This is a genomic window from Aquibacillus koreensis (assembly GCF_025154055.1).
GTDB lineage: Bacteria > Bacillota > Bacilli > Bacillales > Amphibacillaceae > Aquibacillus_C > Aquibacillus_C koreensis.
The window spans coordinates 50800-74649 of record NZ_JAOALK010000002.1; the positions used below are offsets into that span (position 1 = coordinate 50800).

The 23850-nt window shown below is 37.4% G+C and carries 23 protein-coding genes and 1 riboswitch; of the genes, 10 read left to right on the forward strand and 13 right to left on the reverse strand.

Annotated features, from left to right (window positions below):
* Positions 1-141 precede the first annotated feature (141 nt).
* Both NYQ66_RS00470 and NYQ66_RS00475 read left to right on the forward strand, forming a co-directional pair.
* Positions 142-921 carry a Cof-type HAD-IIB family hydrolase gene (locus NYQ66_RS00470; RefSeq protein WP_259865685.1) on the forward strand — a complete coding sequence of 260 codons (780 nt, stop codon included), beginning with the start codon at positions 142-144 and terminating at the stop codon, positions 919-921.
* 505 nt (positions 922-1426) lie between these two features.
* Positions 1427-2548 (forward strand): DEAD/DEAH box helicase, encoded by a 1122-nt coding sequence (locus NYQ66_RS00475; protein ID WP_259865687.1) that lies wholly within the window; start codon positions 1427-1429, stop codon positions 2546-2548.
* Positions 2549-2621: 73 nt separating this feature from the next.
* On the opposite strand, the gene NYQ66_RS00480 is transcribed toward NYQ66_RS00475, so the two are convergent.
* The 5 genes from NYQ66_RS00480 to NYQ66_RS00500 all read right to left on the reverse strand — a co-directional run bounded on the left by NYQ66_RS00480 (position 2622) and on the right by NYQ66_RS00500 (position 7363).
* Entirely contained in the window at positions 2622-2777 is a 156-nt protein-coding gene (locus tag NYQ66_RS00480; protein ID WP_259865689.1) for an aspartyl-phosphate phosphatase Spo0E family protein, read from the reverse strand.
* A gap of 144 nt (positions 2778-2921) precedes the next feature.
* A complete protein-coding gene (locus tag NYQ66_RS00485) occupies positions 2922-3683 on the reverse strand; it encodes an amino acid ABC transporter ATP-binding protein (protein WP_259865691.1) in 762 nt (253 codons plus the stop codon).
* A gap of 25 nt (positions 3684-3708) precedes the next feature.
* A complete protein-coding gene (locus tag NYQ66_RS00490) occupies positions 3709-4911 on the reverse strand; it encodes an amino acid ABC transporter permease (RefSeq protein WP_259865693.1) in 1203 nt (400 codons plus the stop codon).
* A gap of 6 nt (positions 4912-4917) precedes the next feature.
* Positions 4918-6096, reverse strand: a complete 1179-nt coding sequence (locus NYQ66_RS00495) for an amino acid ABC transporter permease (protein ID WP_259865695.1) — start codon at positions 6094-6096, stop codon at positions 4918-4920.
* A gap of 163 nt (positions 6097-6259) precedes the next feature.
* Positions 6260-7363 carry an amino acid ABC transporter substrate-binding protein gene (locus NYQ66_RS00500; RefSeq protein WP_259865697.1) on the reverse strand — a complete coding sequence of 368 codons (1104 nt, stop codon included), beginning with the start codon at positions 7361-7363 and terminating at the stop codon, positions 6260-6262.
* A 327-nt stretch (positions 7364-7690) separates the two neighbouring features.
* Here NYQ66_RS00500 and NYQ66_RS00505 point away from each other — a divergent pair, with 327 nt between their 5' ends.
* Complete coding sequence (locus NYQ66_RS00505) at positions 7691-8014, forward strand: hypothetical protein (protein ID WP_259865699.1); 324 nt, start codon at positions 7691-7693, stop codon at positions 8012-8014.
* A 53-nt stretch (positions 8015-8067) separates the two neighbouring features.
* Here the strand turns inward: NYQ66_RS00505 and ilvA are convergent, their stop codons facing one another.
* The 8 genes from ilvA to ilvB all read right to left on the reverse strand — a co-directional run bounded on the left by ilvA (position 8068) and on the right by ilvB (position 17235).
* Positions 8068-9021, reverse strand: coding sequence for a threonine ammonia-lyase (gene ilvA, locus NYQ66_RS00510; protein WP_259865700.1), 954 nt, complete (start codon positions 9019-9021; stop codon positions 8068-8070).
* 54 nt (positions 9022-9075) lie between these two features.
* Complete coding sequence (leuD, locus tag NYQ66_RS00515; protein WP_259865702.1) at positions 9076-9663, reverse strand: 3-isopropylmalate dehydratase small subunit; 588 nt, start codon at positions 9661-9663, stop codon at positions 9076-9078.
* A gap of 138 nt (positions 9664-9801) precedes the next feature.
* Positions 9802-11217 carry a 3-isopropylmalate dehydratase large subunit gene (leuC, locus tag NYQ66_RS00520; RefSeq protein ID WP_259865705.1) on the reverse strand — a complete coding sequence of 472 codons (1416 nt, stop codon included), beginning with the start codon at positions 11215-11217 and terminating at the stop codon, positions 9802-9804.
* 18 nt (positions 11218-11235) lie between these two features.
* A complete protein-coding gene (gene leuB, locus NYQ66_RS00525) occupies positions 11236-12333 on the reverse strand; it encodes a 3-isopropylmalate dehydrogenase (RefSeq protein ID WP_259865706.1) in 1098 nt (365 codons plus the stop codon).
* A gap of 21 nt (positions 12334-12354) precedes the next feature.
* Positions 12355-13896: a 2-isopropylmalate synthase gene (locus NYQ66_RS00530; protein WP_259865708.1), complete on the reverse strand. Its 1542-nt coding sequence runs from the start codon at positions 13894-13896 to the stop codon at positions 12355-12357.
* A complete protein-coding gene (ilvC, locus tag NYQ66_RS00535) occupies positions 13883-14914 on the reverse strand; it encodes a ketol-acid reductoisomerase (RefSeq protein WP_259865710.1) in 1032 nt (343 codons plus the stop codon). Before ilvC ends, NYQ66_RS00530 begins: the two co-directional genes overlap by 14 nt.
* Positions 14915-14995: 81 nt before the next feature.
* Complete coding sequence (ilvN, locus tag NYQ66_RS00540; RefSeq protein ID WP_259865712.1) at positions 14996-15517, reverse strand: acetolactate synthase small subunit; 522 nt, start codon at positions 15515-15517, stop codon at positions 14996-14998.
* Complete coding sequence (gene ilvB, locus NYQ66_RS00545; RefSeq protein ID WP_259865741.1) at positions 15514-17235, reverse strand: biosynthetic-type acetolactate synthase large subunit; 1722 nt, start codon at positions 17233-17235, stop codon at positions 15514-15516. Before ilvB ends, ilvN begins: the two co-directional genes overlap by 4 nt.
* 931 nt (positions 17236-18166) lie before the next feature.
* Here ilvB and NYQ66_RS00550 point away from each other — a divergent pair.
* From NYQ66_RS00550 to tenI, 7 genes are all read left to right on the forward strand, one after another.
* Complete coding sequence (locus NYQ66_RS00550; protein ID WP_259865714.1) at positions 18167-18631, forward strand: DUF6884 domain-containing protein; 465 nt, start codon at positions 18167-18169, stop codon at positions 18629-18631.
* A gap of 82 nt (positions 18632-18713) precedes the next feature.
* Entirely contained in the window at positions 18714-19157 is a 444-nt protein-coding gene (locus tag NYQ66_RS00555; protein WP_259865716.1) for a gamma-glutamylcyclotransferase family protein, read from the forward strand.
* A gap of 107 nt (positions 19158-19264) precedes the next feature.
* A riboswitch (TPP riboswitch) is annotated at positions 19265-19371 on the forward strand.
* Positions 19372-19488: 117 nt separating this feature from the next.
* On the forward strand, positions 19489-20163 hold the full coding sequence (gene tenA, locus NYQ66_RS00560) for a thiaminase II (protein ID WP_259865718.1): 675 nt from the start codon (positions 19489-19491) through the stop codon (positions 20161-20163).
* Between the two features lie 19 nt (positions 20164-20182).
* Positions 20183-20761 carry an ECF transporter S component gene (locus tag NYQ66_RS00565; RefSeq protein WP_259865720.1) on the forward strand — a complete coding sequence of 193 codons (579 nt, stop codon included), beginning with the start codon at positions 20183-20185 and terminating at the stop codon, positions 20759-20761.
* A gap of 12 nt (positions 20762-20773) precedes the next feature.
* Positions 20774-22243, forward strand: a complete 1470-nt coding sequence (locus NYQ66_RS00570) for an ABC transporter ATP-binding protein (RefSeq protein ID WP_259865722.1) — start codon at positions 20774-20776, stop codon at positions 22241-22243.
* Between the two features lie 15 nt (positions 22244-22258).
* Positions 22259-23065 (forward strand): energy-coupling factor transporter transmembrane component T family protein, encoded by an 807-nt coding sequence (locus tag NYQ66_RS00575; RefSeq protein WP_259865724.1) that lies wholly within the window; start codon positions 22259-22261, stop codon positions 23063-23065.
* A gap of 111 nt (positions 23066-23176) precedes the next feature.
* The gene (gene tenI, locus NYQ66_RS00580; RefSeq protein ID WP_259865726.1) at positions 23177-23782 is read left to right on the forward strand and encodes a thiazole tautomerase TenI; all 606 of its coding nucleotides are present in this window, start codon (positions 23177-23179) and stop codon (positions 23780-23782) included.
* Positions 23783-23850: the final 68 nt, after the last annotated feature.

Genomic DNA, 23850 nt, shown 5'->3' on the forward strand with positions numbered 1-23850 from the left:
TGGATAGGTAAGGTGTAACAAAATCGGTTGGTAAGAAGAATATTATTGACTTGTAAGGCTTTTCATCATTTACAATAAGAATAACAATTGCTTTTTGAGTTGAAAATGAGTTCAATACAATAAAAGAAAGTAGGCGGATGAATGACCGAGCGAAGTATAATTTTCTTTGATATTGACGGCACATTACTTAACCACGAGAAGGAATTACCTGAGATTTCGAAAAAGGCAATCTTTCAACTGAAAGACAAGGGGCATGAGGTTGCAATTGCAACTGGGAGAGCGCCTTTTATGTTTGAAGAGCTAAGAGAGGAACTAGATATACAAACATTTGTAAGCTATAACGGACAATACGTTGTTGTAAATGGTGAAGTGGTTTACAGAAACCCGATGGATATTGGATCGCTCGAACAGCTTACGAAAGAAGCTCTACAGAATGAGCATCCAGTCGTATTTATGGATCATGAAGATATGAAAGCCAATGTACCTGAGCATACTTACATACAAGAAAGCTTTGCTACACTAAAGATAAAACAATTTCCCACACATGACCCGCTCTATTATAAGGGTCGAGATCTGTATCAGACTTTAATTTTCTGTGCAGAAGGTGAAGAAGATATTTATAAAGCTACATATCATGCATTTGATTTCATTAGATGGCATCCATTTTCCGTAGATATCCTCCCTAAAGGTGGTTCAAAAGCTATTGGCATTGAGAAGGTAGTAGAAAGGTTTGGGTTTGCTAAACAAAACCAATATGCCTTCGGTGATGGTCTTAACGATATTGAAATGTTATCTACCATTGAAAACAGTGTGGCGATGGGGAATGCAGAGGATACAGTAAAAGCTTCTGCTAAATACGTAACTAAATCGGTTGAAGATAACGGTATTGTTTATGGATTACAGATGGTTGGCCTGTTATAATACCTTAGAATTTAGAACAAAGAGAGCATGTCTCTTTTGTAGCTCTATTCCTGCGATTTTTTTCTGTATAGATCTGTATTGATATAAAATCCGTATTAACTTTCTCAGTCAGGAAATCGATAGAGATTTTGGCGGCTATGAGATCCGTTATTTGGCTAAAATCTAAGGATATATGATTTAAGCGGTCACCAGAGCCCTTATTTGTCCAAATTCCATCAAGATCGTTGGCAATTTGTTAAAAATAACTTATTGTAATAGCCACTCAGTTAAAAATACAGTCAAAAAAGACAAATAAGGTCCCTCACAGATGAAAAACATCTCGTGGGTAATAAGTTTTACAGTATAAGGTAAAACTATTATAAATTATGAGCGTATGTCTGGGGAAGAAATAAAATAATGATAATTTAGATGGAAAGAGTGAAGAAAATTAACGCTACTTCGTGCATTAATGGTACGATGATAGATGTTGTGATTTAGTTCGTTTTATAAAAAGGAGAAATATCATATGTTTGAAAATATGCGTACTTTTTTAGAGAAGGCATGGAATAGTTCTGGTTTTAAAGAACTAACCCCAGTTCAAATGAAAACATCGGAGTTAATTGCAGAAGGAGAAGATTTGATTGTTGAATCGCCAACAGGAAGTGGGAAGACGTTAGCGTACTTAATTCCTTTATTGCAAAAGTTAGATTTAGACCAAGTTCATACTCAAATTATTGTGTTAGCATCATCACACGAACTTGTTATGCAAATCAATACAACATTACAAGACTGGATAAAAGATAGTGGTATTTCTAGTACCACACTGATCGGTGGAGCGAATATTAAGCGCCAAGTAGAAAAATTAAAGAAAAAACCGAAGATCGTTGTCGGCACACCGGGAAGGGTACATGAGTTAATAAAAATGAAGAAGTTAAAAGTACACGAAGTAAAGACAGTAGTACTTGATGAAGCCGATCAGTTGTTAGTCCCTGAACACAGGTCTACGATCGACAGCATTATAAAAGGTACCCCACAGGTTAGGCAAATTCTACTATTTTCAGCTACATTACCAGAATCTGTTGAAAATGAAGCGATGACGTTTATGCAGCAACCGAAAGTAATAAGAATTTCAAAGAAGGAAATAAATCATCCGCCAGTAGACCATTTATATTTTGTCTGTGAAGCAAGAGAAAAAATCGAGGTATTAAGAAAGTTGATCAGAATAATTGATGGAAAGGCTTTAGTATTTTTTTCTGATATTAATAACCTCTCTGTTATAGCAGAGAAGCTAGAATACAAGGGTATTATAGCTAGCACGCTTCACAGTAGTTCAAAAAAACAAGAACGGGAACAAGCTATAAAGAAATTTAGGACAGGTCAGTCGGATGTGCTACTTGCGACGGATGTTGCTGCAAGAGGACTTGATATACAAGATTTAACCCATGTGATCCATATGGATATCTCTCCTGATACTGCGCAATATATTCATCGATCAGGTAGAACTGGACGATTAGGTTCTGAAGGTGGAACAGTAATATCTATTGTTTCAGGTGGAGAAATCAAAAATTTAAAGAAAATAAGTCGAGACCAAGGCTTTATTTTGGAAGAAAAAAGTCTCTATAAAGGCCAGATTAAAAATAACCGTTAGACAGTTACTTCTAATGAACGCATAGCAGTGTAATTTTATTTGCTATGCGTTTCTTATATTTGGTAGAGAAGGGTTATTTACTATTTCTTCGATCGTATTCGTTTAAAGTAACATCTAGAAGTTGAGAAACCTCTAACAACTCTTTTTCCTTTGCGTTTTGTTTAGAAAGTTGATAAAGGCGTTCTCTTAAGTTTTCTATTTGTGTTTCTAATTCATGTTTTTTTTCCAAAACAAATCCCCACTTGTCTGGTTAGTATTTAAACGTATCTTAACTTTTAGAAAAAAGAACGTTTGTTCGATTGTAATATAAAAAATAAAAACTTACAAGTAAAAATCACCGATTTAACATCGGTGATTTTCTAAATGAAAGCCTTTAGAGGATTTGAGATAAAAACAATTTTGTACGCTCGTGCTTAGGATTATCAAATAGTTCTTCTGGTGTTCCTTGTTCAATGATTTCTCCCTCATCAAACAAAACAATCCTGTCTGCAACCTCACGTGCAAATCCCATTTCGTGTGTAACAACTAACATCGTCATCCCGCTATTTGCGAGCTCTTTCATTACATCCAATACTTCCTTAATCATTTCGGGATCTAATGCCGAAGTTGGTTCATCAAATAACATTAATTCTGGTTGCATCGCTAGCGCTCTTGCAATAGCAACACGTTGTTGTTGTCCGCCCGATAGTTGCCCGGGATACTTGTGTGCTTGTTCAGGGATTCCGACTCTTTCTAGTAGTTCTAGTGCAGTTTTTTCAGCATCTGCCTTTGGCTTTTTTCTCACCCAAATGGGCGCTAACGTGATATTCTTTAAGATCGTCATATGAGGGAATAGGTTAAACTGTTGAAAAACCATTCCTGTTTCTTTTCGAATTGCTTCAATGTCTTTTACATCATGTGATAGGCTTATACCATCAATCGTTATTTCGCCTCTTTGAATCTCCTCTAAACCGTTTATAGTACGAATAAAAGTAGATTTACCTGAACCGGAAGGACCAAGTATTACTAAAACTTCGCCCTTTTTAACAGTTAGGCTAACATCCTTCAATACGTGATGGTGGCCAAACCATTTATTCACATTATTACAATTAATAATCTCTTTATTATCATTTTCTTTTACTTTAGCTTGTGACATCGTTTTTCCTCCTCAACCATTAAACTTATCGTTCACCAACGCCTAATTGCTTTTCTAGTCTCCTACTAGCATAAGACATAGAATACGCTATAACCCAGTAAGCTAAAGCGACAAATAAATATGCTTCCATAATCCGCCCTAAATAGTCTGGGTTAGATTTAACTGCCTGTGCAATTCCAAGAATATCAGCTAAGCCTACAATTGCTACTAATGATGTATCTTTAAACATAGAAATACTTTGACCTACAATAGCCGGAATAACAGCACGCAATGCTTGTGGCATAATAATAAAAGTCATAGATTGAATAGGGTTTAATCCAATTGCTTTTGCAGCTTCATATTGACCGTTAGGGATTGATTGCAATCCCCCGCGAACATTTTCTGCCATGTAAGCTGAAGTAAATAATGTGCAAGCGACCATAACGCGTAAAACGTTATTTATTTCAATTCCTTCAGGTAGAAAAAGAGGAAGTAATAACATCGCCATAAACAATACTGTTATAAGAGGAATACCTCTAACGAATTCAATAAAGAATATACAGAAGTACCTAATTATTGGTAATTTACTTGTTCTTCCAAGTGCTAACAAAATACCGATAGGAAATGCAAAAACAATTGCGATGATTGATATGAGGAGGGTAAGTAATAAACCTCCCCATAGGTTTGTTGATACTTCTGGTAAGACACCAAAACCATTAACGAGAAAAATAGTAATTGGGAATGCTAGAAACCAACCAAGGATCGTTACTACTTTGTGTTTAGGAATTCTAGGTCCGGTGAAGAAACTAACAACAAGGATAGCGATATTAATACCAAGCCACATTTTTGTATTTACAGAAGTAAAGGAAGCGAGAATATGGATCAAGTAGATGCCCATAAGCACTACTGATAAATGAAGGTTCGTACCTCTCCAAATACCTGCCGAAAGACCAAATAATAAAGACACAAGTGAAAGTGCTAACCAAATTCTCCAAATTTCTTCTACAGGAAATTGACCAACCATGAATAATCGGAAGTTGTCAGCTACAATATCCCATTGAGCCGTTGTAAACACCCAGGTAAGTGTTCCTTTAAGTGCAAAATATAAAACTAAAACGGAAAGGATGGTTAAGATGGAGTTATACCAGTTATTAAATAAATTTTGTTTCAACCAGCCGAGAATACCGATAGTAGATTTTGGAGGACTGCTGGTTGGTAAGTTTGTTCCTGTTTCCATGTTTGTTTTCATTCATCATCACCTCTCGACGATCTGCATTTTCTTATTGAAAATATTCATAAAGATGGAAGTAAGGATACTAAGTACTAAGTAAACAATAATCATGATTACTACTGCTTGAAAAGCCCGGCCGGTTTGGTTATTAATTGTCTCTGAAATGGCTACTAAATCAGGAAAACCTGCGGCAATTGCGAGACTTGAATTCTTTGTTAGATTTAAGTATTGACTAGTAAGTGGAGGGATGATGATTCGGATCGCTTGTGGTAAAATGATTAATCGCATAGTAGTTGAACCTTTTACCCCTAGAGCTTTAGAAGCTTCAATTTGTCCCTTAGATACAGACATAATACCACCACGAACTATTTCTGCAATGTAGGTTGCCGTGTAGATCGTCAATGCTAAAAAGATTGCTAAAAAATTTGCTGTTAGTGTATATCCTCCTTCAAAATTGAAATTACCCATGACGGGGTTTTCTATATTTACAGGACCTTGCTGTGTAAACAACCAAGTGAGAACAATAGGAAGTGCCAATCCAGCTATCGACCATAGTAAAGGATATTTTCTTTTACCGGAATTCACTTGTATCTTCAACATTACTTTCCAAAGAACTATAAATAGAACGATACCTATGAATAATGCTAGTAGCCAAGCTGTTGTTACGGAATTGGCAACAAACCATGGCATGGTAATTCCTTTGTTACTTAAATGGAAGTTTCCGATGCTTATGGCTTGTTTAATTTGAGGTAGTGCTAAAAATACAGCAAAAAACCAAATGAATATTTGAACAAGTAACGGGGTATTTCGAAATATTTCAATATACAAGCTTGCCAATCTTTGGACAAGCCAGTTGCTTGATAATCTAGCAATACCGACAATGAAACCAATAATAGTAGCAAAGATGATCCCTAATAAAGATACGCGAACAGTATTTAAAAGCCCAACTAATACAGCTCGATAGTATGTATCAGTCGCTGAGTATTCTATAAGTGACTCCCCAATATTAAAGGAAGCGGTGTTCTTTAAAAAACCAAAACCAAGTTTAATTCCTATCTCTTTCAAAGCGGTTATCGCGTTATTAATAAAGTACCAAGAAATACCTATTACTAAAATTACAAATAGTAATTGCAAGATAATAGGAATAATTCTTTTATCTCTCCAAAAGGGAGTGGAAACCTTAGTGCCAGAATGTTTTGCCAACTTATATCACCTCTCATAATAGGAAAATGGTATTGATTTTGTTGATATTGGCAATGATTATCTAATCATTTGTCTCGAAAAATAATTCGTATGGTATTTTGTAAATGAAAGGACCTGCCCTGAAAAAGCAGGATGAGCAGGTCCCTAATTTAACATTAAAAACTTAACGGAATGGCGGAGAGTACAGTAAACCACCTTCAGTCCAAAGGCTGTTAACACCTCGTTCTAGTCCAAATACCGTATCCGGTCCAAGGTGACGATTATAAATCTCGCCATAATTACCTACATGTTTAATGACGCGGTAAGCGAAATCGTTTGGTAACCCTAGCATAGCGCCAAGTTCACCTTCATCTCCTAATAAACGACGAACAACAGGATTATCACTATCTAGAAAATCATCAACATTTTCGGAAGTTATTCCTAGTTCTTCAGCTTCCATTGTTGCAAAGGTTATCCATTTTACGATGTTAAACCATTGGTCATCACCTTGTCTTACAGTAGGCCCAAGAGGCTCTTTTGAAAGAGTTTCATCAAGAATGACATGTGCTTCTGGATCGGAAAGCGTAGCTTGACGTGACACTAATCCAGATTTATCAGTTGTCCAAGCATCAACACTTCCTTGTTCATATGCTGCAACTAGCGCATCACTATCATCAAATACTTGCTGTTCATATTCAATGCCAAGCTTGCGGAATTGATCTGCTAAATTTAACTCTGTAGTTGTGCCTGTTTCTACACCGATTGTAGCCCCCTCTAAGTCTTCTACAGAAGTAATACCGCTATCTTTACGTACCATAAGACCTTGCCCATCATAGAATGTGGTTGGAGCAAAATGAGTACCTAGATCCGTATCGCGTGTAGTTGTCCAAGTTGTATTACGAATTAAGACGTCTACTTCACCAGTTTGTAGCGCTGTAAAGCGTTCATCCGCTGACAGAGGCCTTACTTCGATTGCTGAAGGGTCATCGAATATTGCAGCAGCGATTGCTCTGCCGAAATCGATGTCAAAACCTTCGTAATCACCATCTTCGTTTACATAACCGAAGCCAGGTAGTTGATTGTTACCACCAAGTACTAAGTTACCTCTTTCTTTTACAGTATCAAGTGTTGAATCACCTTCTTCAGCACTTGATGCTGTATCTTCCGTATCATCACTAGAAGCTGTTTCATCGGAGCTGCCATCATCAGAACAAGCAACTAAAAGCAGTGAGAAGCTAAGAAAAATACTAGCCAACAGTAAGGAAAATGCATGTTTTCTTTTCGCCATTAAATAATTCCCCCTTTTTTGTTCTATGTAAAAGAATAGAACTATTAAAATGTAAGTAAACATAACATATATACGTTAGATAACGTTACATTTGATTATAATGATATAGTACGAGTCGGTGTATTTCAAGTTAATTTTTTAAATTTTATGAAAATTTTGTTAATTAATAAAAAAAGTGAGGGTGTTTGAATAGTATAAATATATGATTAATCTCTAATAAGATTACAAATAGCAAGGATTATTCTTGAAAACTATTGGTAAACATACATAATTTAATGTACCTCGTACAAAATAAATGTAATAGTAACTACACATGAGGTGATATAGGTGAAAAAGTTGTTAACCTTTACCTTCATTCTAGCTGTCATAATGTTTCAAACTGATTCGTTAGAAGCGGTAAAAGAAAATACTGAGAATGATGTAATGAAGGAAGAGATATCAAATAATCATAAATGGAAACAAACAAGTTCTGAAATGAAAATGGTACATGCTGATTCCCATGACTATGATGTTTGGCGTAATTTTATAAAGAAAACGGTCACGTGTGATATTACCCATAAGATCAAGACAGAGGTTTGGTATTGCGAACTACATAATCATACAAAGTCTGAGGTTTCTTTAGAGGAGACGATTCATAGCTATAAACATTAAGAATGGAAGGGGAGGGGAATTAAAAAGTCAAGCGTATGATACGCTTGACTTTTTTAAGCTAAACATGTAATTTTATTTTCGCTTGCTAATTGCTGAATATATGGAACTTTCGATAAATCCATATTCCCACCACTAACGATAATGCCGCAATGATCAGAATGAATGTTATCTCCATGGGCAAGTAATGCTGCAAATGCAGATGCGCCTGCACCTTCAATCAGAGACTTTTTCCTCTCTAACATGTACACCATTGCCATTGCGATGTCTTCATCCGTTACAGTAACAATGTTATCCACATAATTCTTTATGATAGGGAATGTTAACTCGCCGGCTTTCTTAACTGCAATCCCATCCGCTATTGTGGAAACGTTGGAAAGCGAGGTTAATCCATGCTTGTGGAAGCAGTTATATGTGGCGCTGGCACCAGTAGCTTGAACGCCGATAATTTTAATGGTAGGTTTCAAGTGTTTAGCGGCAACAGCAATACCTGCTATTAAACCACCGCCTCCAATTGGTACGATGATCGTATCCAATTGTGTTGCCTGTTCTAGCATTTCAAATGCAATCGTACCTTGACCTGCCATGATATCATAATCGTCAAAAGGGTGAATAAAGGTACTTCCCGTTCTTTTTTGTTCAAGAACTGCAGCCTCATATGCTTCCTGAAAAGAGTCACCTTGCAATACGATTGTAGCACCATAATTCATTGTAGCCTCAATTTTAGCTTCTGGTGTATGTTCGGGCATGAAAATCTTTGCGTCAATACCTCGTTTTGCTGCAGCAAGTGCAACGCCTTGTGCATGATTGCCAGCAGACGCAGCAATCACACCTCTTGAAGCTTCTTCTATTGTTAATTGGGCAATTTTATAGCTGGCGCCTCGAATCTTAAATGCACCTGTCTTTTGTTGGTTTTCCATTTTAAAATAAACATGCTTATTTGTCATATTATCGATCGACGATGATGTTGTAAGGGGTGTTCGATGAATTGTTGATTTTAAATAATTCATCGCGTCCTTGATTTTTGCCCCATTTAAGCAATCCCCAATGATTTCACACTCCTCTTATGTTTGTCTTTGTAACTCGAACTGTTCAATTTTTTCATCATGCGTTAGCGTTACAGCTATTTCATCCCAGCCATTAAGTAACATTTCGCGTTGATAGTCAGGTAGGTCGAATGTAGCTTTAAAATCATCTGATCCGTAAACGCATTTATTCTCTAGGTCCACAGTAATAGTATAGGGGCCGGATTCCGAACGGTCAATGAGCATTTGCGTTTCTTCGTCGGTTAGCTTGACAGGTAAAATACCGTTTTTTGTACAATTATTATAAAAGATATCCGCGAAGCTAGATGCTATTATGACTTTAAAGCCGTAATCTTGTAATGCCCAAGGGGCATGTTCGCGAGATGAACCGCAACCAAAATTTTCACCAGAAACGAGAATTGATGCCTCTTTATAAGTTGGATCATTTAGAGAAAAATCTTCGCGAGGTGTACCGTCGCTTTCGAATCGCCAATTAAAAAATAGGAATTGACCAAATCCTTGGCGTGAAATTCGCTTAAGGAATTGTTTTGGGATGATTTGGTCCGTATCTATATTATCACGATTTAGAGGATAAACAAGACCAGAATGCTTACGTATGGGTTCCATATTAAAAACCTCCTTATTAATTATGGTTTTATACTAAATTTAGAAAGAAGTAGATGAGCTCATCTACTTCTTTACCTATAGTTTACGAAAGTGTTTAGGGTGTTCTTAGAGACTTACTAAATGGGTAATGGTATCTGCTTAAGTGGTAGGTACACCTAATTTTCTTACGTCAACAAAGTGTCCTTCAATCGCGGCAGCTGCAGCCATTTCTGGACTTACTAAATGTGTTCTTGCTCCAGTACCTTGGCGCCCTTCAAAATTACGGTTAGATGTGGATGCGCACCTTTCTCCAGGTGGAACTACGTCATCATTCATTGCTAGACACATGCTACAACCTGCTTCGCGCCATTCAAATCCTGCTTGTTTAAAAATAACATCAATACCTTCTTTTTCTGCAGCAGCTTTTACACTATGTGAACCTGGAACGACAATCGCAGTCACAGCAGGATTAACTTTTCTGCCTTTAATGATTTCGGACGCTCTGCGCAAATCGGATAGCCTTGAATTAGTACAAGAGCCAATAAACACATGTTCAATGGATACAGTTGAGATCGGTTGATTTGCCTCTAATCCCATGTATTCTAATGCTCTTTTAATCTCGTCTTTACCATTAGCTGTTTTAGCATCTTCAGGACTTGGTATGCTTGCGCTAATTGGAATACACATACTTGGGTTTGTTCCCCAAGTAACTTGTGGTTCTACTTCGTCAGCATTTATTTCAACTATTGCATCGTAAGTGGCTCCCTCATCTGTTGCTAAAGACTTCCATTCAGTGGCCGCCGTGACAAATGCTTCTCCCTGAGGGGCGTGTCTTTTACCTCTTAAAAATTCAACAGTAGTATCGTCTGGACTAATTAAACCAGCTCTAGCTCCTGCCTCGATGGACATATTACAAATCGTCATACGACCTTCCATGGATAGGGAGCGGATAGCTTCCCCGGTGTATTCAATAACATAGCCCGTACCAAAACGAACGCCGTATTTACCGATGATCGCTAGAATTAGATCTTTTGCAGTTACACCTGTACCTAATTCACCGTTTACTTTTACGTTTAATGTTTTTGGTTTTGCTTGCCAAAGTGTTTGTGTGGCTAATACGTGTTCCACCTCACTTGTACCAATACCAAATGCTAAAGCGCCAAATGCACCATGAGTTGATGTATGACTATCGCCACAAACGATTGTTTTACCTGGTTGAGTTAAACCGAGTTCAGGTCCGATAACATGTACAATCCCTTGGTCAGGATGGTGGATATCAGCAAGTGGAACATTAAATTCTTCACAGTTATTTTTTAAAGTATCCATTTGTGTCTTAGATACTTGGTCCTTAATCACATTGCGATGAATCGTTGGAACATTATGATCCATTGTTGCAAACGTACGATCAGGTCTTCGTACTGTTCTGCCTTTCATGCGTAAACCCTCAAAAGCTTGGGGAGATGTTACTTCATGAACAAGGTGTAAGTCGATATAGAGTAAATCCGGCTTTCCTTCTTCTTGGTGGACAATATGTTTTTCCCAAATCTTTTCAATAATCGTTTTTGGTTTACCCATCCTATTTCACCCTTTCTTTTAAGCTTTATTTATAGCATGAACCTCATTCGTGTTTATATAGTTTACGATTAAATCTGTTAATTCAAGAGTGTTTACTTTTGTTCCGTTTTGAACTTGAAGGTCTGCAGTGTGATATCCTTGATCGACAATGGATATTACAGCAGCTTCAATCATCTTTGCTTCCTCTTCTAGTTGCAGAGAATACCTTAACATAAGAGCTGTTGATAGAATCATAGCTATCGGATTTGCGATGCCAAGTCCGGCAATATCTGGAGCAGATCCGTGTGCCGGTTCATATAGACCAACACCAGATTCAGAAAGACTTGCAGAAGGTAACATTCCTAACGATCCAGTTAACACGGAAGCTTCATCACTCAAAATATCTCCAAACATGTTTTCTGTAACAATAACATCAAATTGACTAGGGTTTGTAATTAACTTCATAGCTGCTGCGTCAACAAGTACGTGCTCAACTGTTACATCTGGATAGGATGCTTTCTTTTCTTCAACAATCTCTCGCCAAAGCTTACTAGATTCTAATACGTTTGCTTTATCGACAGAAGTTAGGTGCTTACGTCTTAATTGTGCACTTTGGAATGCTTTATCTACAATTCTTTCAATTTCTCTCTTTGTATAAGTTAGTGTATCGACAACTGCGTTTCCGTTGTCTGTTCGCTCACTTGGTGTACCAAAGTATAGTCCGCCTGTCAGTTCTCGGACAATTAGGAGATCACTCCCATTAATTACTTCTTCTTTTAGTGGTGATGCATGCAATAACTTTTCAAAGCCTTTCACTGGGCGAAGGTTCGCAAATAGATCTAATGCTTTTCTAATACCTAATAGTCCTTTTTCAGGCCTGAGGTGAGAGGGGAGTTGATCCCATTTTGGTCCACCTACGGCGCCAAGTAGAACTGCATCTGCTTGTTTACAAGCATTAATGGTTTGATCGGGAAGGGGGGTGTTGTGGTTGTCAACAGCAATCCCACCGATGTCATGTGACTCAAAGCTAAAAGAATGGTTCCATTGAACAGCTATGGCATCGAGGACTCTTTTTGCTGCATCCATTACTTCAGGGCCTATACCATCACCTGGAAGTAGTACGATCTTTTTTTCCATGAGAGGACCTCCTAAATTCCGTTATATATTTGCTTCTTGTTTTGTCGTTACCGTATTTAAAAACACACGGTTGATTGCGTTTAAGAATGCTCTTGTTGCAGCTTCTAGTACGTCCTGTGCAGAACCGCGCCCGCTAACAGCTTTGTTATTAACTGTCATGCTAACGTGAACTTCAGCAAGTGCATCTCGGCCTTTTCCAATCGAGTTAAGGTGAAAGTCTGTTAGATGGATTTCTTCTTTCACAAGTGCCTCAATCGTGTTATATAAAGCTTCTACACTTCCTTGACCGGTACATGCTGTTTCCACTCTTTCACCATCTGGTGTGGTTAAAGCTACAGTCGCTGTAGGAAGGTTTAATGAGCCGTATTGTACTTGAAATGCTTCTAAAACATAACGTTTTACATTTGAAACATCTGTTTGAATATCTGTTAATATTGAAAACAAGTCATCATCCGTAACTTCTTTTTTTCTGTCGGTTAGCTTTTTGAATGCCTTAAATGCTTCAATCAATTTTTCTTCAGTTAACGTATAACCTAATTGATTGATTTTATCTTTAAATGCATGACGACCAGAGTGTTTACCTAAAACAAGGTTATTCGAATGTACGCCTACAAGCTCTGGTGTGATAATTTCATAAGTAGATGCATTTTTTAATACACCATCTTGATGAATCCCTGACTCGTGTGCAAATGCATTACGCCCTACAACAGCCTTATTTCCAGGAACAGCCATACCTGTAAACTTACTTATAAGATCACTGGAACGCTTGATTTCTTTTAAAACAAGATTAGTAGTATAAGGATAAAAATCATTGCGAATATTTAAAGCGACAGCAATCTCTTCAAGTGCCGCATTACCTGCGCGTTCGCCAATTCCATTAATCGTGCCTTCAATTTGAGTTGCGCCATTTTCGATGGCTGCTAAAGAGTTGGCAACAGCCATTCCTAAATCGTCATGACAATGACAAGAGAGGGAGGCTTTGTCGATGTTCGGTACATTTTCTTTCATATAACGAAACATTTCTCCATATTCCTTTGGTGTTGTATAACCGACTGTATCGGGTAAATTAATAACCGTAGCTCCAGCGTCAATAACTTTTTCGATAATGGTAGCCAGAAATTTTAAATCAGACCTAGAAGCATCTTCTGCAGACCATTCTACGTGGGTAAACTTTTGTTTCGCGTAAGATACCATTTCAACAGCAATATCTATGACTTCTTCAGGTGTTTTCTTTAATTTGTGTTCCATATGAATAGGGGAGGTAGCGATAAACACATGCAACCTTGGTTCTTTTGCATCCTTTAAAGCTTCCCAAGCAATATCAATATCCGATTTAGTTGCACGAGCTAATGCAGTTACCGATGAATTTTTAATCGTCTGTGCTATTTTTTTCACAGCTTCAAAATCACCTTGGGAGGAAGCAGGAAATCCTGCTTCCATTATATCAACACCCAAGCGATCTAATTGTTTTGCTATTTCTAGTTTTTCTAGTTGATTTAAGTTCACACCGGGAGACTGTTCACCGTCTCTTAGCGTTGTGTCAAAAATCTTAATTTGAACCATTCGAGACCACTTCCTTCTTAGCGTTTGCCTTTTGCTTTACAAATGGCATTAACTCACGAAGTTCTCTTCCTACCTTTTCAATTGGATGGTTAGCTTCACTAGCGTTAATTGCGTTAAATTGTGGACGATTTGCTTGGTTCTCTAAGATCCAACCTTTTGCAAAAGCACCGTTTTGAATGTCTGTTAATACATCTTTCATGCGAGCTTTTGTGTCTTCGTTTACAACTCGTGGACCTGAAACGAAGTCACCCCATTGAGCTGTATCAGAAATAGAATAACGCATTCCTTCTAATCCGCCTTCATACATAAGGTCAACAATTAGTTTAAGTTCATGTAAGCACTCGAAGTAAGCAACTTCCGGTTGGTAACCAGCTTCTGTCAATGTTTCAAAACCGGCCTTCACAAGAGCGGATACACCACCACAAAGCACTGCTTGCTCACCGAATAGATCTGTTTCTGTTTCTTCTTGGAATGAAGTTTCTAGAATACCAGCACGGCCAGCGCCAATACCTTTTGCATATGCCAATGCAACTTCTTTTGCTGTTCCTGTGAAGTCTTGATAAATACCGTAAAGTGCAGGAACACCAGCACCTTCTTCAAACGTTCTACGTACTAGGTGACCAGGACCTTTTGGTGCAATTAAGAATACATCCACATCTTCAGGTGGTGAAATTTGACTAAAGTGAATGTTGAAACCATGAGCGAATACAAGCGCATTACCAGCTTGAAGATTTGGTTTGATGCTTTCTTCATAGATTTTTGGTTGATATTCATCTGGTAGTAAAACCATTACAACATCTGCTTGTGCAGTTGCATTTGCAACCGTTTCTACTTGTACGCCATCTTCTACAGCTTTATCCCATGATTTTCCTGGTCTAAGACCAACAACAACGTCAAATCCACTTTCTTTTAAGTTAAGGGCATGCGCATGGCCTTGAGAACCATAACCAATGATTGCGATTTTTTTAGATTGTAAAACCTCTTCGTTAATATCGTTGTGATAAAGTACCTTTGTCATAATAAATTACATCCTCTCCACTTTGTTATATATATAAATTTGATGGTACATAAGGTCATTGTCTGGAATCTGCCGCGTTGTTTATTTTAATAGGGAATAAGGTGTTAATTCTGTTACTTGCGGTTGTTGACCTCTTAAAAAGGCGGTTAATCCAGTTCTTGCTAATTCTTTAATTCCATATGGCCGGAGTAATTCGATTAATGCTTCTACTTTTTCCGGTTTTCCAGTTACTTGAACGGAAAGACTGTCTTTACTCACATCGATTACAGAAGCTCTAAAAGGCTCAATGATTCCCTGGATTTCGCTCCTTAGTGCGCTGCTAGTAAGAACCTTAATAAGGGCTAATTCTCTAGCAACAATTGCTTTATCTGTAATATCTGATACCTTCAAGACATCGATTTGTTTGTTTAATTGCTTTGTTACTTGTTCTAGTTTTTGATCATCTTCTACATCAACAACAAAGGTCATTTTAGAAATACCTTCTACTTCTGTTCTACCAACAGATATACTCTCAATGTTAAATTGCCTTTTTTGTAATAAACCTGTGACACGATTTAAAACGCCACTTCTATTTTGCACGGTTGCTGTAATAATTCGTTTCATGGTTTCACTCCAATCATTTCATTAATTCCTGCACCTGGTGCAATCATTGGATAGACATTCTCTTGTTGAAGCACTCTTGCATCCACTAAAACTGGACCTTGATGAGCAAGTAATTCTGGAAGTGCTTCTTTAAACTGTTCTTGTGTTGTTACTTTCATCCCTTTAATATTATAGGCTTCAGCAAGCTTCACAAAGTCTGGTTGAATACTGAATATAGATTCTGAATAACGCTCGCCGTAGAATGATTCTTGCCATTGCCTTACCATACCAAGTGCTTGGTTGTTAACGATAATCACCTTCACCGGTAGATTACGCTCCTGTAATATAGAAAGCTCTTGTAGCGTCATTTGGAAACCGCCGTCACCAACGATCGCTACAACGGTATCTTCTGGAGCTGCTAATTGAGCGCCTATAGCGGAAGGGAAGCCGAATCCCATCGTCCCGAGTCCACCGGATGTAACCCAACGATTTGGTTTATCAAATGTATAATATTGTGCTGCCCACATTTGATGTTGACCTACATCTGTTGTAACGATTGCTTCACCTTTCGTTGCTTCGTACACTTCCTTGATTACCCACTGTCCAACCATTTCTTTTTCTGGTTTATTAAACCAAAGTGGATATTCTTTTTTGTTTTGATCTAGTTCCTTCAACCAATCTGCGTGGTCTGGGGACTTGGTTGCGTGTTTATGCAATAAAAGTAATGCCTGTTTTGAGTCACCAACAATTGGAATGTGTGTTTTAACGTTTTTACCAATTTCAGCTGGATCAATGTCAATGTGTGCCACTGTAGCGTTTGGAGCAAACTTTTCCAAGTTACCAGTGAGTCGATCGTCAAACCTTGCGCCGACATTGATTAATAAATCGCAATCGTAAATAGCCATATTCGCCGCATAAGTCCCATGCATACCAGCCATACCAAGAGCTAATTCGTGATTACCTGGGAATGATCCCAAACCTAGCAAAGTATTCGTAACTGGTAGATTGTGTTTTTCTGCAAAGAATCTTAGTTCTTCAGAAGCTTTACCAAATAATACGCCTGCACCAGCTAAGATAAGTGGTTTTTTTGCTTTCGCAATGGCATCTGCTAACTTTTTAATCTGTAATGGATTCGGTTTGATCGTTGGTTGATAGCCAGGTAGGTGAAAGTCTGTTTCATAAGCGTCTACAGAAGGACCTGCACCAATATTTTTCGGGATATCAACAACTACAGGACCAGGCCGACCAGTTGTCGCGATGTGAAATGCTTCTTTTACAATGCGAGGCAAATCACTAATATCTTGCACTTGATAATTATGTTTTGTAATTGGGGTAGTAATCCCCATTATATCTGCTTCTTGAAAAGCGTCCGTTCCTATTACACTTTGATTAACTTGCCCTGTAAAAACAACTAATGGAAGTGAATCAATCATGGCATCTGCAATGCCAGTTACTAAGTTCGTAGCACCTGGGCCTGAAGTAGCTATTACTACACCGGGCTTACCAGAAACACGAGCATAACCTTCTGCAGCGTGGATTGATCCTTGTTCGTGACGTGCTAACACTTGATTAAATGAATCTCTTGCTTTATACAAAGCATCGAAAATTGGTAAGACTGCACCCCCTGGATACCCAAATAACGTATCTACACCTTCATTAATCAACGTCTCTACAAAAAGATCTGCGCCTGTTTTTGGTTCTATGCCGATTTTATTCGCCGGCTTTGCATCTACTCTCACCACTGTTAATCCCTCCTAAAAAGAATTATATAATTTAGAAAATTAAGACTAAAAAAATTAATATAGAAAAAAGGCCGTTTTCTTCCTAATAAACTGCAAGGTTGCAGTATTACAAGGGAGAAAAGGCCTTATCTTTTCACGGTACCACCCTGATTCACAGCAGTTTTACAAATGCTGTCTCATGAAGCTAAGATCAAAAAGATCAAGCTCCTTTTGATAACGGGTGCTTCGTTACACCCGGCAAAGCCTACTAAGGAATCCAGTTCAGCTCCACACTCAGAGACGATGTCAGAATAAGTTGTATTTCCGGGCTTCCAGCAACCCCGGCTCTCTGTGAATACAAGTTCTTATTCCTTTGTTCTCTTCATCGATTTCATAAATCGTTATTATTATTCTATTACATTATACTTTTCGTATTTGTAAGTTAATGATAACTATAACATAAAAGTAGTTTACTTCTAAAGCCTAAATTTTAAAAATTCTAAAAGATTTAAAATTTGTTGTATTTAATCGTATTTTAATATAACCAATTTAACTGTTTTTATAATTGTAAGTTACAACAATACATGTAAATAAAATAGTTAATCAAATGGATCATTCAGGTACTCGATTGTCGGAAGAGCAAATAGGTGTTTTTAAAATCATTTGATTGTCGACAATAATACAACCATTTCAAGCGAAGGTCAACAGGTTTAGTGAAAATTTTCTGATATTTATGACTACTTCATAAAGTGTTATCGCTTACAATGCTGGGGAGATTGGGGTACAGGTATTTGTGAACATTTTTGAAGCGTTTTCACTTATATTACATTTAATGGTAACTGTTGTAAACATATCTACCGTGTGATGGTATATTTGGGGCTGTAGGGCACTTGGTTGCTACATGGAATGATGGTATGATGAACAAAATGGGTAGAGGAGTACCGTAGACATGAAGCAACTATGTATTATTCCATGTGGTAAAAAGAAAATTTGGGATTTAGATAATTCTCGAGGGGCGGTTAAAGCGAAAGACGCCTATGTTGGTACTTTTCATTATTTGTGTGAACAATACGCCACAATGTTTTTTCATGAATGGGTTATATTATCTGCGAAACATGGTTTTTTATTACCAGAAGACATTGTAGATGGTAATTATGATGTTACATTTAATATGAAAAGCGATCAGATCATATCACTGGATAAGTTAAGGCAACAAATTAGAACAAAAAGGCTTGATGTGTATCAAGATGTCGTTGTTTTAACAGGGAAAAAATATAAGCCAATCATTTATGCAAGTTTCATGAACGTAGAAAGGATTCAGTTTCCGTTACTAGGAACAAAGGGGATTGGTCATATGCAACAACTATTAAAAAGATCGATTACCGAACAAGAGGCATTACATTTAAGATGTTAGATTAGTTAACATTAAGATTATTATGTGAAAAAGTATCTATATAATAAGGAAGTAATTTATTTTTTGGAGAGGAGTATATAAGATGCCGCTATATTTTGCTTATGGAAGTTGTATGAGTCTAAAAGATTTACAAAGGCATGTGCCAGAAGCGGTCTTAGTTGGACCTGCAGTTTTAGAAGGTTATAGTCTTGGTTTTACGCTATGGTCAAAGCATCGGGAAGGGGGAGTGGCAGATATTGTACCACAAGAAGGTGCGCGCGTGGAAGGGGTTATATTCGATGTGCCAGATTTTACAGGACTCGATTTAAGAGAGGGGCATCCAGATATGTATCAAAGAATTGTAGTAAGCGTAAAACCGGTTGGAAAAGATGAATATATAAATATATCCACCTATGAAGTAGTTGAGAAGCAGGAAGAAGAACTAGATCCATCTAAGGCTTATGCAGATATCATTATCGATGGGGCAAGGAATTTGTCTAAAGTCTACCAAAAACAGTTGCAGGATCGATTTAAAGGGATTATATAATCGTTCTACATACGTGTATAATTTCATACGATAGAGTGTATGATTTGAAAAAAGTTTGACATATTTTAGAAACATGATATGATAAGAACGAAATTTTTAATTGAATATCCATCCACTAGGGGTGTCTTTAAAAGACTGAGATTAAAGTGTGACTTTAAGACCCTTAGAACCTGATCTGGTTCATACCAGCGTAGGGAAGTGGAGTAGCGGGAATTATTAGTAATAGTTTGCTATTTCCAATACAACCACCTTCTTTACGTACGTAAAGAAGGTGGTTTTTTTATTTTAGAACCCTGTGGATGGGTGTTAGACCAATGATAGGGGGAATAAGATGAAATTTTCAGAGATTGTTAGAAAGGAAGCAGACCACATTTGGCAGGCAAGTTTTGAACATCCGTTTGTGACAGGAATTAGTGATGGTACATTACCATTGGAAAACTTCCGTTATTATGTCATGCAAGATTCGTATTACTTGGCACATTTCGCCAGAGTACAATCACTTGGTGCAGCTAAAGCGCAGGACTTACATACTACAAACAATATGGCTGCACATGCGCAGGGCACCTATGAGGCGGAACTAAGCTTACATCGAACCTTTTCAAAGCTATTAAAAATTACGGAAGAAGACCAACAAGCATTTGAACCTTCTCCAACAGCCTATGCCTATACGTCTCATTTGTACCGTGCAGGCTATAATGGTCATCTGGGTGATATTATTGCAGCTATCCTACCTTGTTATTGGCTCTATTATGAAATCGGCGAGCGGTTACAAGCGTGTAAACCTGAAGAACCAATTTATCAAGAATGGATTGGTGCATATGGAGGGGAATGGTTTAGAACACTTGTGCAAGAGCAAATTGATCGATTAGACGAAATTGCTGAACAAGTAACAGATGCAGATCGAAACCGAATGAAAGACCACTTTATCATTAGTAGTCAGTATGAATTTAGTTTCTGGGAAATGGCTTATACGTTAGAAAAATGGCCGGTTCAAGACCAAAAATAACTAAAAAAGGATGATGGATATGAAAAAGGGTTTGAAATTATCGGACATTCTAGTAACTATTATCATTGCGCTTATATTTGGCCTGATTTATAAATTGTGGGGGCCTTTGTATGGGATAGTTTCTACAGTTGGTCTTCATGCAGAGCAATTGATCTATGGAATGTGGTTCATTGCTGCAACAGTAGCGTTCCTAATTATTCGTAAACCAGGTGTTGCATTCTTGGCAGAAATAGCTGCAGCACAAGGTGAGTTTATTTTTGGTGGAGAGTGGGGCGTCACTATTTTAATTTATGGTTTTGTGCAAGGGATTGGGGCAGAGCTAGTTTTTGCTGCATTTCGCTACAAAAGATTTAATGTATTTGTTGTATCGCTAGCAGGTGCTGCCTCGGCAGTTGCATCCATAATTCTAGGCTTTTATTACGGCTATGCTGGAGACTTAACACTTTGGAACTTAATGCTAATGTTTGGATTTAGAATTATTAGTGGAATAGTGATTGCAGGTATTTTCGCATATTTCATCGTTGCTGCTTTAGAAAAAACGGGAGTGACGAACCTTGTGCGCCCTATTACTACAGATGACTACAAGGCATTGGATTAAAAAGGTGATATGATGACAACAATCACAAGTGTGCGTAACTTAAGATTGAAATTTCCAGGGGCAGAATCTTTATTATTTAGGGATTTTTCCCTTTCTTTTCGAAAAGGTGAAAAGGTATTAATAATTGGCCCTTCTGGATCAGGTAAATCCACATTGCTACAGGTTTTAACTGGCTTAATTCCAAATTCTATTGAAGTGCCAATAAAGGCTGAAAAAATACAAGTGCCATCTTCATGGGGATTCTTATTTCAAGATCCAGACACACAGTTTTGCATGCCATTTGTAGATGAAGAGCTTGCATTTGTTCTAGAGAACCTTCAAGTTCCGCAAGAAAAAATGAGAGATCGCATGCTTCACTACTTGAAGCAGGTTGGATTACATCTGGAGGATATTCATACAAATATAAATAAGTTATCGGGCGGTATGAAACAAAGGTTAGCGATTGCATCTGTATTAGCGTTGGAGCCAGAAGTACTGTTTCTAGATGAGCCTACTGCAATGTTAGATCCTGATGGAACTAAAGAGGTATGGGATACGATCAAATCGATAGGTGAAGATAAAACACTTATTATTGTGGAACACCAAATTGATCATATTGTTGCGTTTGTTGATCGCGTTATTCTCTTAAATGATCAAGGAAGCATTGTTGCCGATGGACCAAGCGAGACCGTTTTTAAGGAAAATAAACAATTTCTAATTGATAAAGGCATTTGGTACCCAAATGTTTGGAAAGATTATTTAGCATCAACGAATAAAAAAGCTCCTGTAAAGTCTGTAAAGGAAGAAGATCGACCTTCACTTCACGTTTCGAAGTTTGTTGGGTTTAGAGGCAAAGAACAAAAGATTGCTATAGATAATGCTTGCGTATATCCGGGGGAATGGATTACAGTAATTGGAAAAAATGGTGCTGGGAAAAGTACCTTATTACATGCCTTAATGCAACTGGTAAAATCGAAAGGTGATTACCGAATTTTTGAACAAAAATATCAAGAAATAGATACCTTCACTAATTTTCTCACTTTTGTATTTCAAAATCCGGAATTCCAATTCGTTACAAATTCTGTGTATGACGAAATAGCTTTTACCCTTCGATTAGAGAAATGGCCTGAAGATAGAATAGTAGAACGGGTAAATAAGTTAATAGAGATTTTTCATCTTCGCAATGTCCGAGAAAATCATCCATATCAACTTTCCATGGGTCAAAAACGTCGACTAAGTGTTGCCGCTGCTATTGTAAAAGAACAACCCATATTATTACTTGATGAACCTACATTTGGTCAAGATGCTAAAAATACCTTTGGCATGTTAGAGCAACTAGAACAACTTAGAGAAAAAGGTACGATCATTATCATGGTGACACATGATTTATCCATTGTAGAGTATTTCGCTACGAGGGTTTGGACGATCAGTGAAGGAAGATTAGTAGAAGATTGCTCTTCTCTTGTCTATAAAAATAAGAACAAACAAGAAATAGTTTTGTGAAAGAGAGGCAAATAAATGCAAATAGATTTCTCGTTTCAAGAGACTTGGTTTCATAAAATTAATCCAAGTTTGAAGTTTATCTTTATTGTCTTGTTATTCATTGGATTGTTATTTATCCATAACATAAACTTTTTAATTAACTTTTTGTTTGCACCGCTTCTCATTTACTTGTTTTTTACTGGACATCCATGGAAAAGACTCTGCCTTATTGCGATTCCGTTTTTAATCATTTTCATAACCTCTTCTACTTCAATGATCTTCTTTGGTAAAGGGGATATAACATGGTTTGAGTGGGGACTTGTTCATATTTCTGAGGAAAGTTTTTTTAGAGGATTACATTTAGGATTGCGTGGTTTTGTATTTGCGGTACTTGGTGTGGTTTTTGCCCTAACAACAAGACCAGTATTTTTGTTTTACTCACTCATGCAACAGTTAAAGCTTAAACCTAAATATGCTTACAGTTTTATGGCATCGATTCGGTTGCTTCCAATTATGGTGGAAGAATTACAAACACTAAGGTATGCATTAAAAGTGCGCGGTGTTCAAGATTACAAAGGAATGAAAGGTTTTTACAAAAAGCTTAAAGCTTATTCAATTCCTTTACTTGCACAAAGTATAAGAAGGGCACACCGTATTGCAATTGCAATGGAAGCAAAGCGTTTTTCTATTGTACAAAATAGGACCTATTACTATCAAATTGGGTTTTCCAAAGTTGATTTGTTCTTTGTTATCTATTTTTTAATCTTTATTCTTTTAGCTTATTTACTTACTCTCTATATGTCGTATGTTAATATAGAGGATGTACGTTACAATGGTAACTGACATGGGTTGTACTATTATAAAAAATGCATAATCTATACGGAAGTAATAACGTGACTTACAAGCTACTCTTCAGGAGTAGTTTCTTTATTTTTATGTGTAGGAGCTGTGAAAATGGGTATCGAACTTCACCTTATATCAACAGGAAGACAATCAAGACAGGAATTTGTTGCGCTTGCAAGTGAACTTCATCGTTACGTGCATGCTATTCATATACGAGAAAAAGATAAGACAGCTAAATGGATGTTAGATACAGTTTTAGTATTAATAGATCATGGCGTACCACCTTCAAAAATTATCATAAATGACCGTGTTGATGTGGCACTGGCTACCCATGTGAAAGGTGTGCAGCTTGCCTATCATTCCATTCCTCCCATTTTGGTAAAGAAAGAGTTTCCTAGCTTACAAGTTGGATGCTCCGTTCATTCCGTCGATGAGGTGAAAATAGCCCAGGAGCAAGGTGTTGATTATATGATTTTTGGTCACATATTTCCAACTAATTCTAAACAGGGTTTAGAACCAAGAGGTATTGAACAACTTAATCAAATAGTGGAGCTAAGTAATATACCAATTATTGCGATTGGTGGAATAAAACCAAACCATGTGCCGCAAATTTTAAAAGCTGGAGCAAAAGGGATTGCAATCATGTCAGGCATACTTGAGGCGGAAGATCCTTTAGAGGCCGTGAAAGCATATACGGATAAATTAGAGCTAGTTTAGGAGGAAAGATATATCATACAAACTCCTAGTATAGTAGAATTAAATAAGAGAAGCGGTAACAATTACGC

Bases quoted from the DNA above. Each gene is read 5' to 3' on its own strand.
- NYQ66_RS00470 (WP_259865685.1), top strand. From the start codon at position 142: ATGACCGAGCGAAGTATAATTTTCTTTGATATTGACGGCACATTACTT.
- NYQ66_RS00475 (WP_259865687.1), top strand. From the start codon at position 1,427: ATGTTTGAAAATATGCGTACTTTTTTAGAGAAGGCATGGAATAGTTCT.
- NYQ66_RS00485 (WP_259865691.1), bottom strand. From the start codon at position 3,683: ATGTCACAAGCTAAAGTAAAAGAAAATGATAATAAAGAGATTATTAAT.
- NYQ66_RS00490 (WP_259865693.1), bottom strand. From the start codon at position 4,911: ATGAAAACAAACATGGAAACAGGAACAAACTTACCAACCAGCAGTCCT.
- NYQ66_RS00500 (WP_259865697.1), bottom strand. From the start codon at position 7,363: ATGGCGAAAAGAAAACATGCATTTTCCTTACTGTTGGCTAGTATTTTT.
- ilvA (WP_259865700.1), bottom strand. From the start codon at position 9,021: ATGAATTATTTAAAATCAACAATTCATCGAACACCCCTTACAACATCA.
- leuD (WP_259865702.1), bottom strand. From the start codon at position 9,663: ATGGAACCCATACGTAAGCATTCTGGTCTTGTTTATCCTCTAAATCGT.
- leuC (WP_259865705.1), bottom strand. From the start codon at position 11,217: ATGGGTAAACCAAAAACGATTATTGAAAAGATTTGGGAAAAACATATT.
- leuB (WP_259865706.1), bottom strand. From the start codon at position 12,333: ATGGAAAAAAAGATCGTACTACTTCCAGGTGATGGTATAGGCCCTGAA.
- NYQ66_RS00530 (WP_259865708.1), bottom strand. From the start codon at position 13,896: ATGGTTCAAATTAAGATTTTTGACACAACGCTAAGAGACGGTGAACAG.
- ilvC (WP_259865710.1), bottom strand. From the start codon at position 14,914: ATGACAAAGGTACTTTATCACAACGATATTAACGAAGAGGTTTTACAA.
- ilvN (WP_259865712.1), bottom strand. From the start codon at position 15,517: ATGAAACGAATTATTACAGCAACCGTGCAAAATAGAAGTGGCGTTTTA.
- NYQ66_RS00550 (WP_259865714.1), top strand. From the start codon at position 18,167: ATGAAGCAACTATGTATTATTCCATGTGGTAAAAAGAAAATTTGGGAT.
- NYQ66_RS00555 (WP_259865716.1), top strand. From the start codon at position 18,714: ATGCCGCTATATTTTGCTTATGGAAGTTGTATGAGTCTAAAAGATTTA.
- tenA (WP_259865718.1), top strand. From the start codon at position 19,489: ATGAAATTTTCAGAGATTGTTAGAAAGGAAGCAGACCACATTTGGCAG.
- NYQ66_RS00565 (WP_259865720.1), top strand. From the start codon at position 20,183: ATGAAAAAGGGTTTGAAATTATCGGACATTCTAGTAACTATTATCATT.
- NYQ66_RS00570 (WP_259865722.1), top strand. From the start codon at position 20,774: ATGACAACAATCACAAGTGTGCGTAACTTAAGATTGAAATTTCCAGGG.
- NYQ66_RS00575 (WP_259865724.1), top strand. From the start codon at position 22,259: ATGCAAATAGATTTCTCGTTTCAAGAGACTTGGTTTCATAAAATTAAT.
- tenI (WP_259865726.1), top strand. From the start codon at position 23,177: ATGGGTATCGAACTTCACCTTATATCAACAGGAAGACAATCAAGACAG.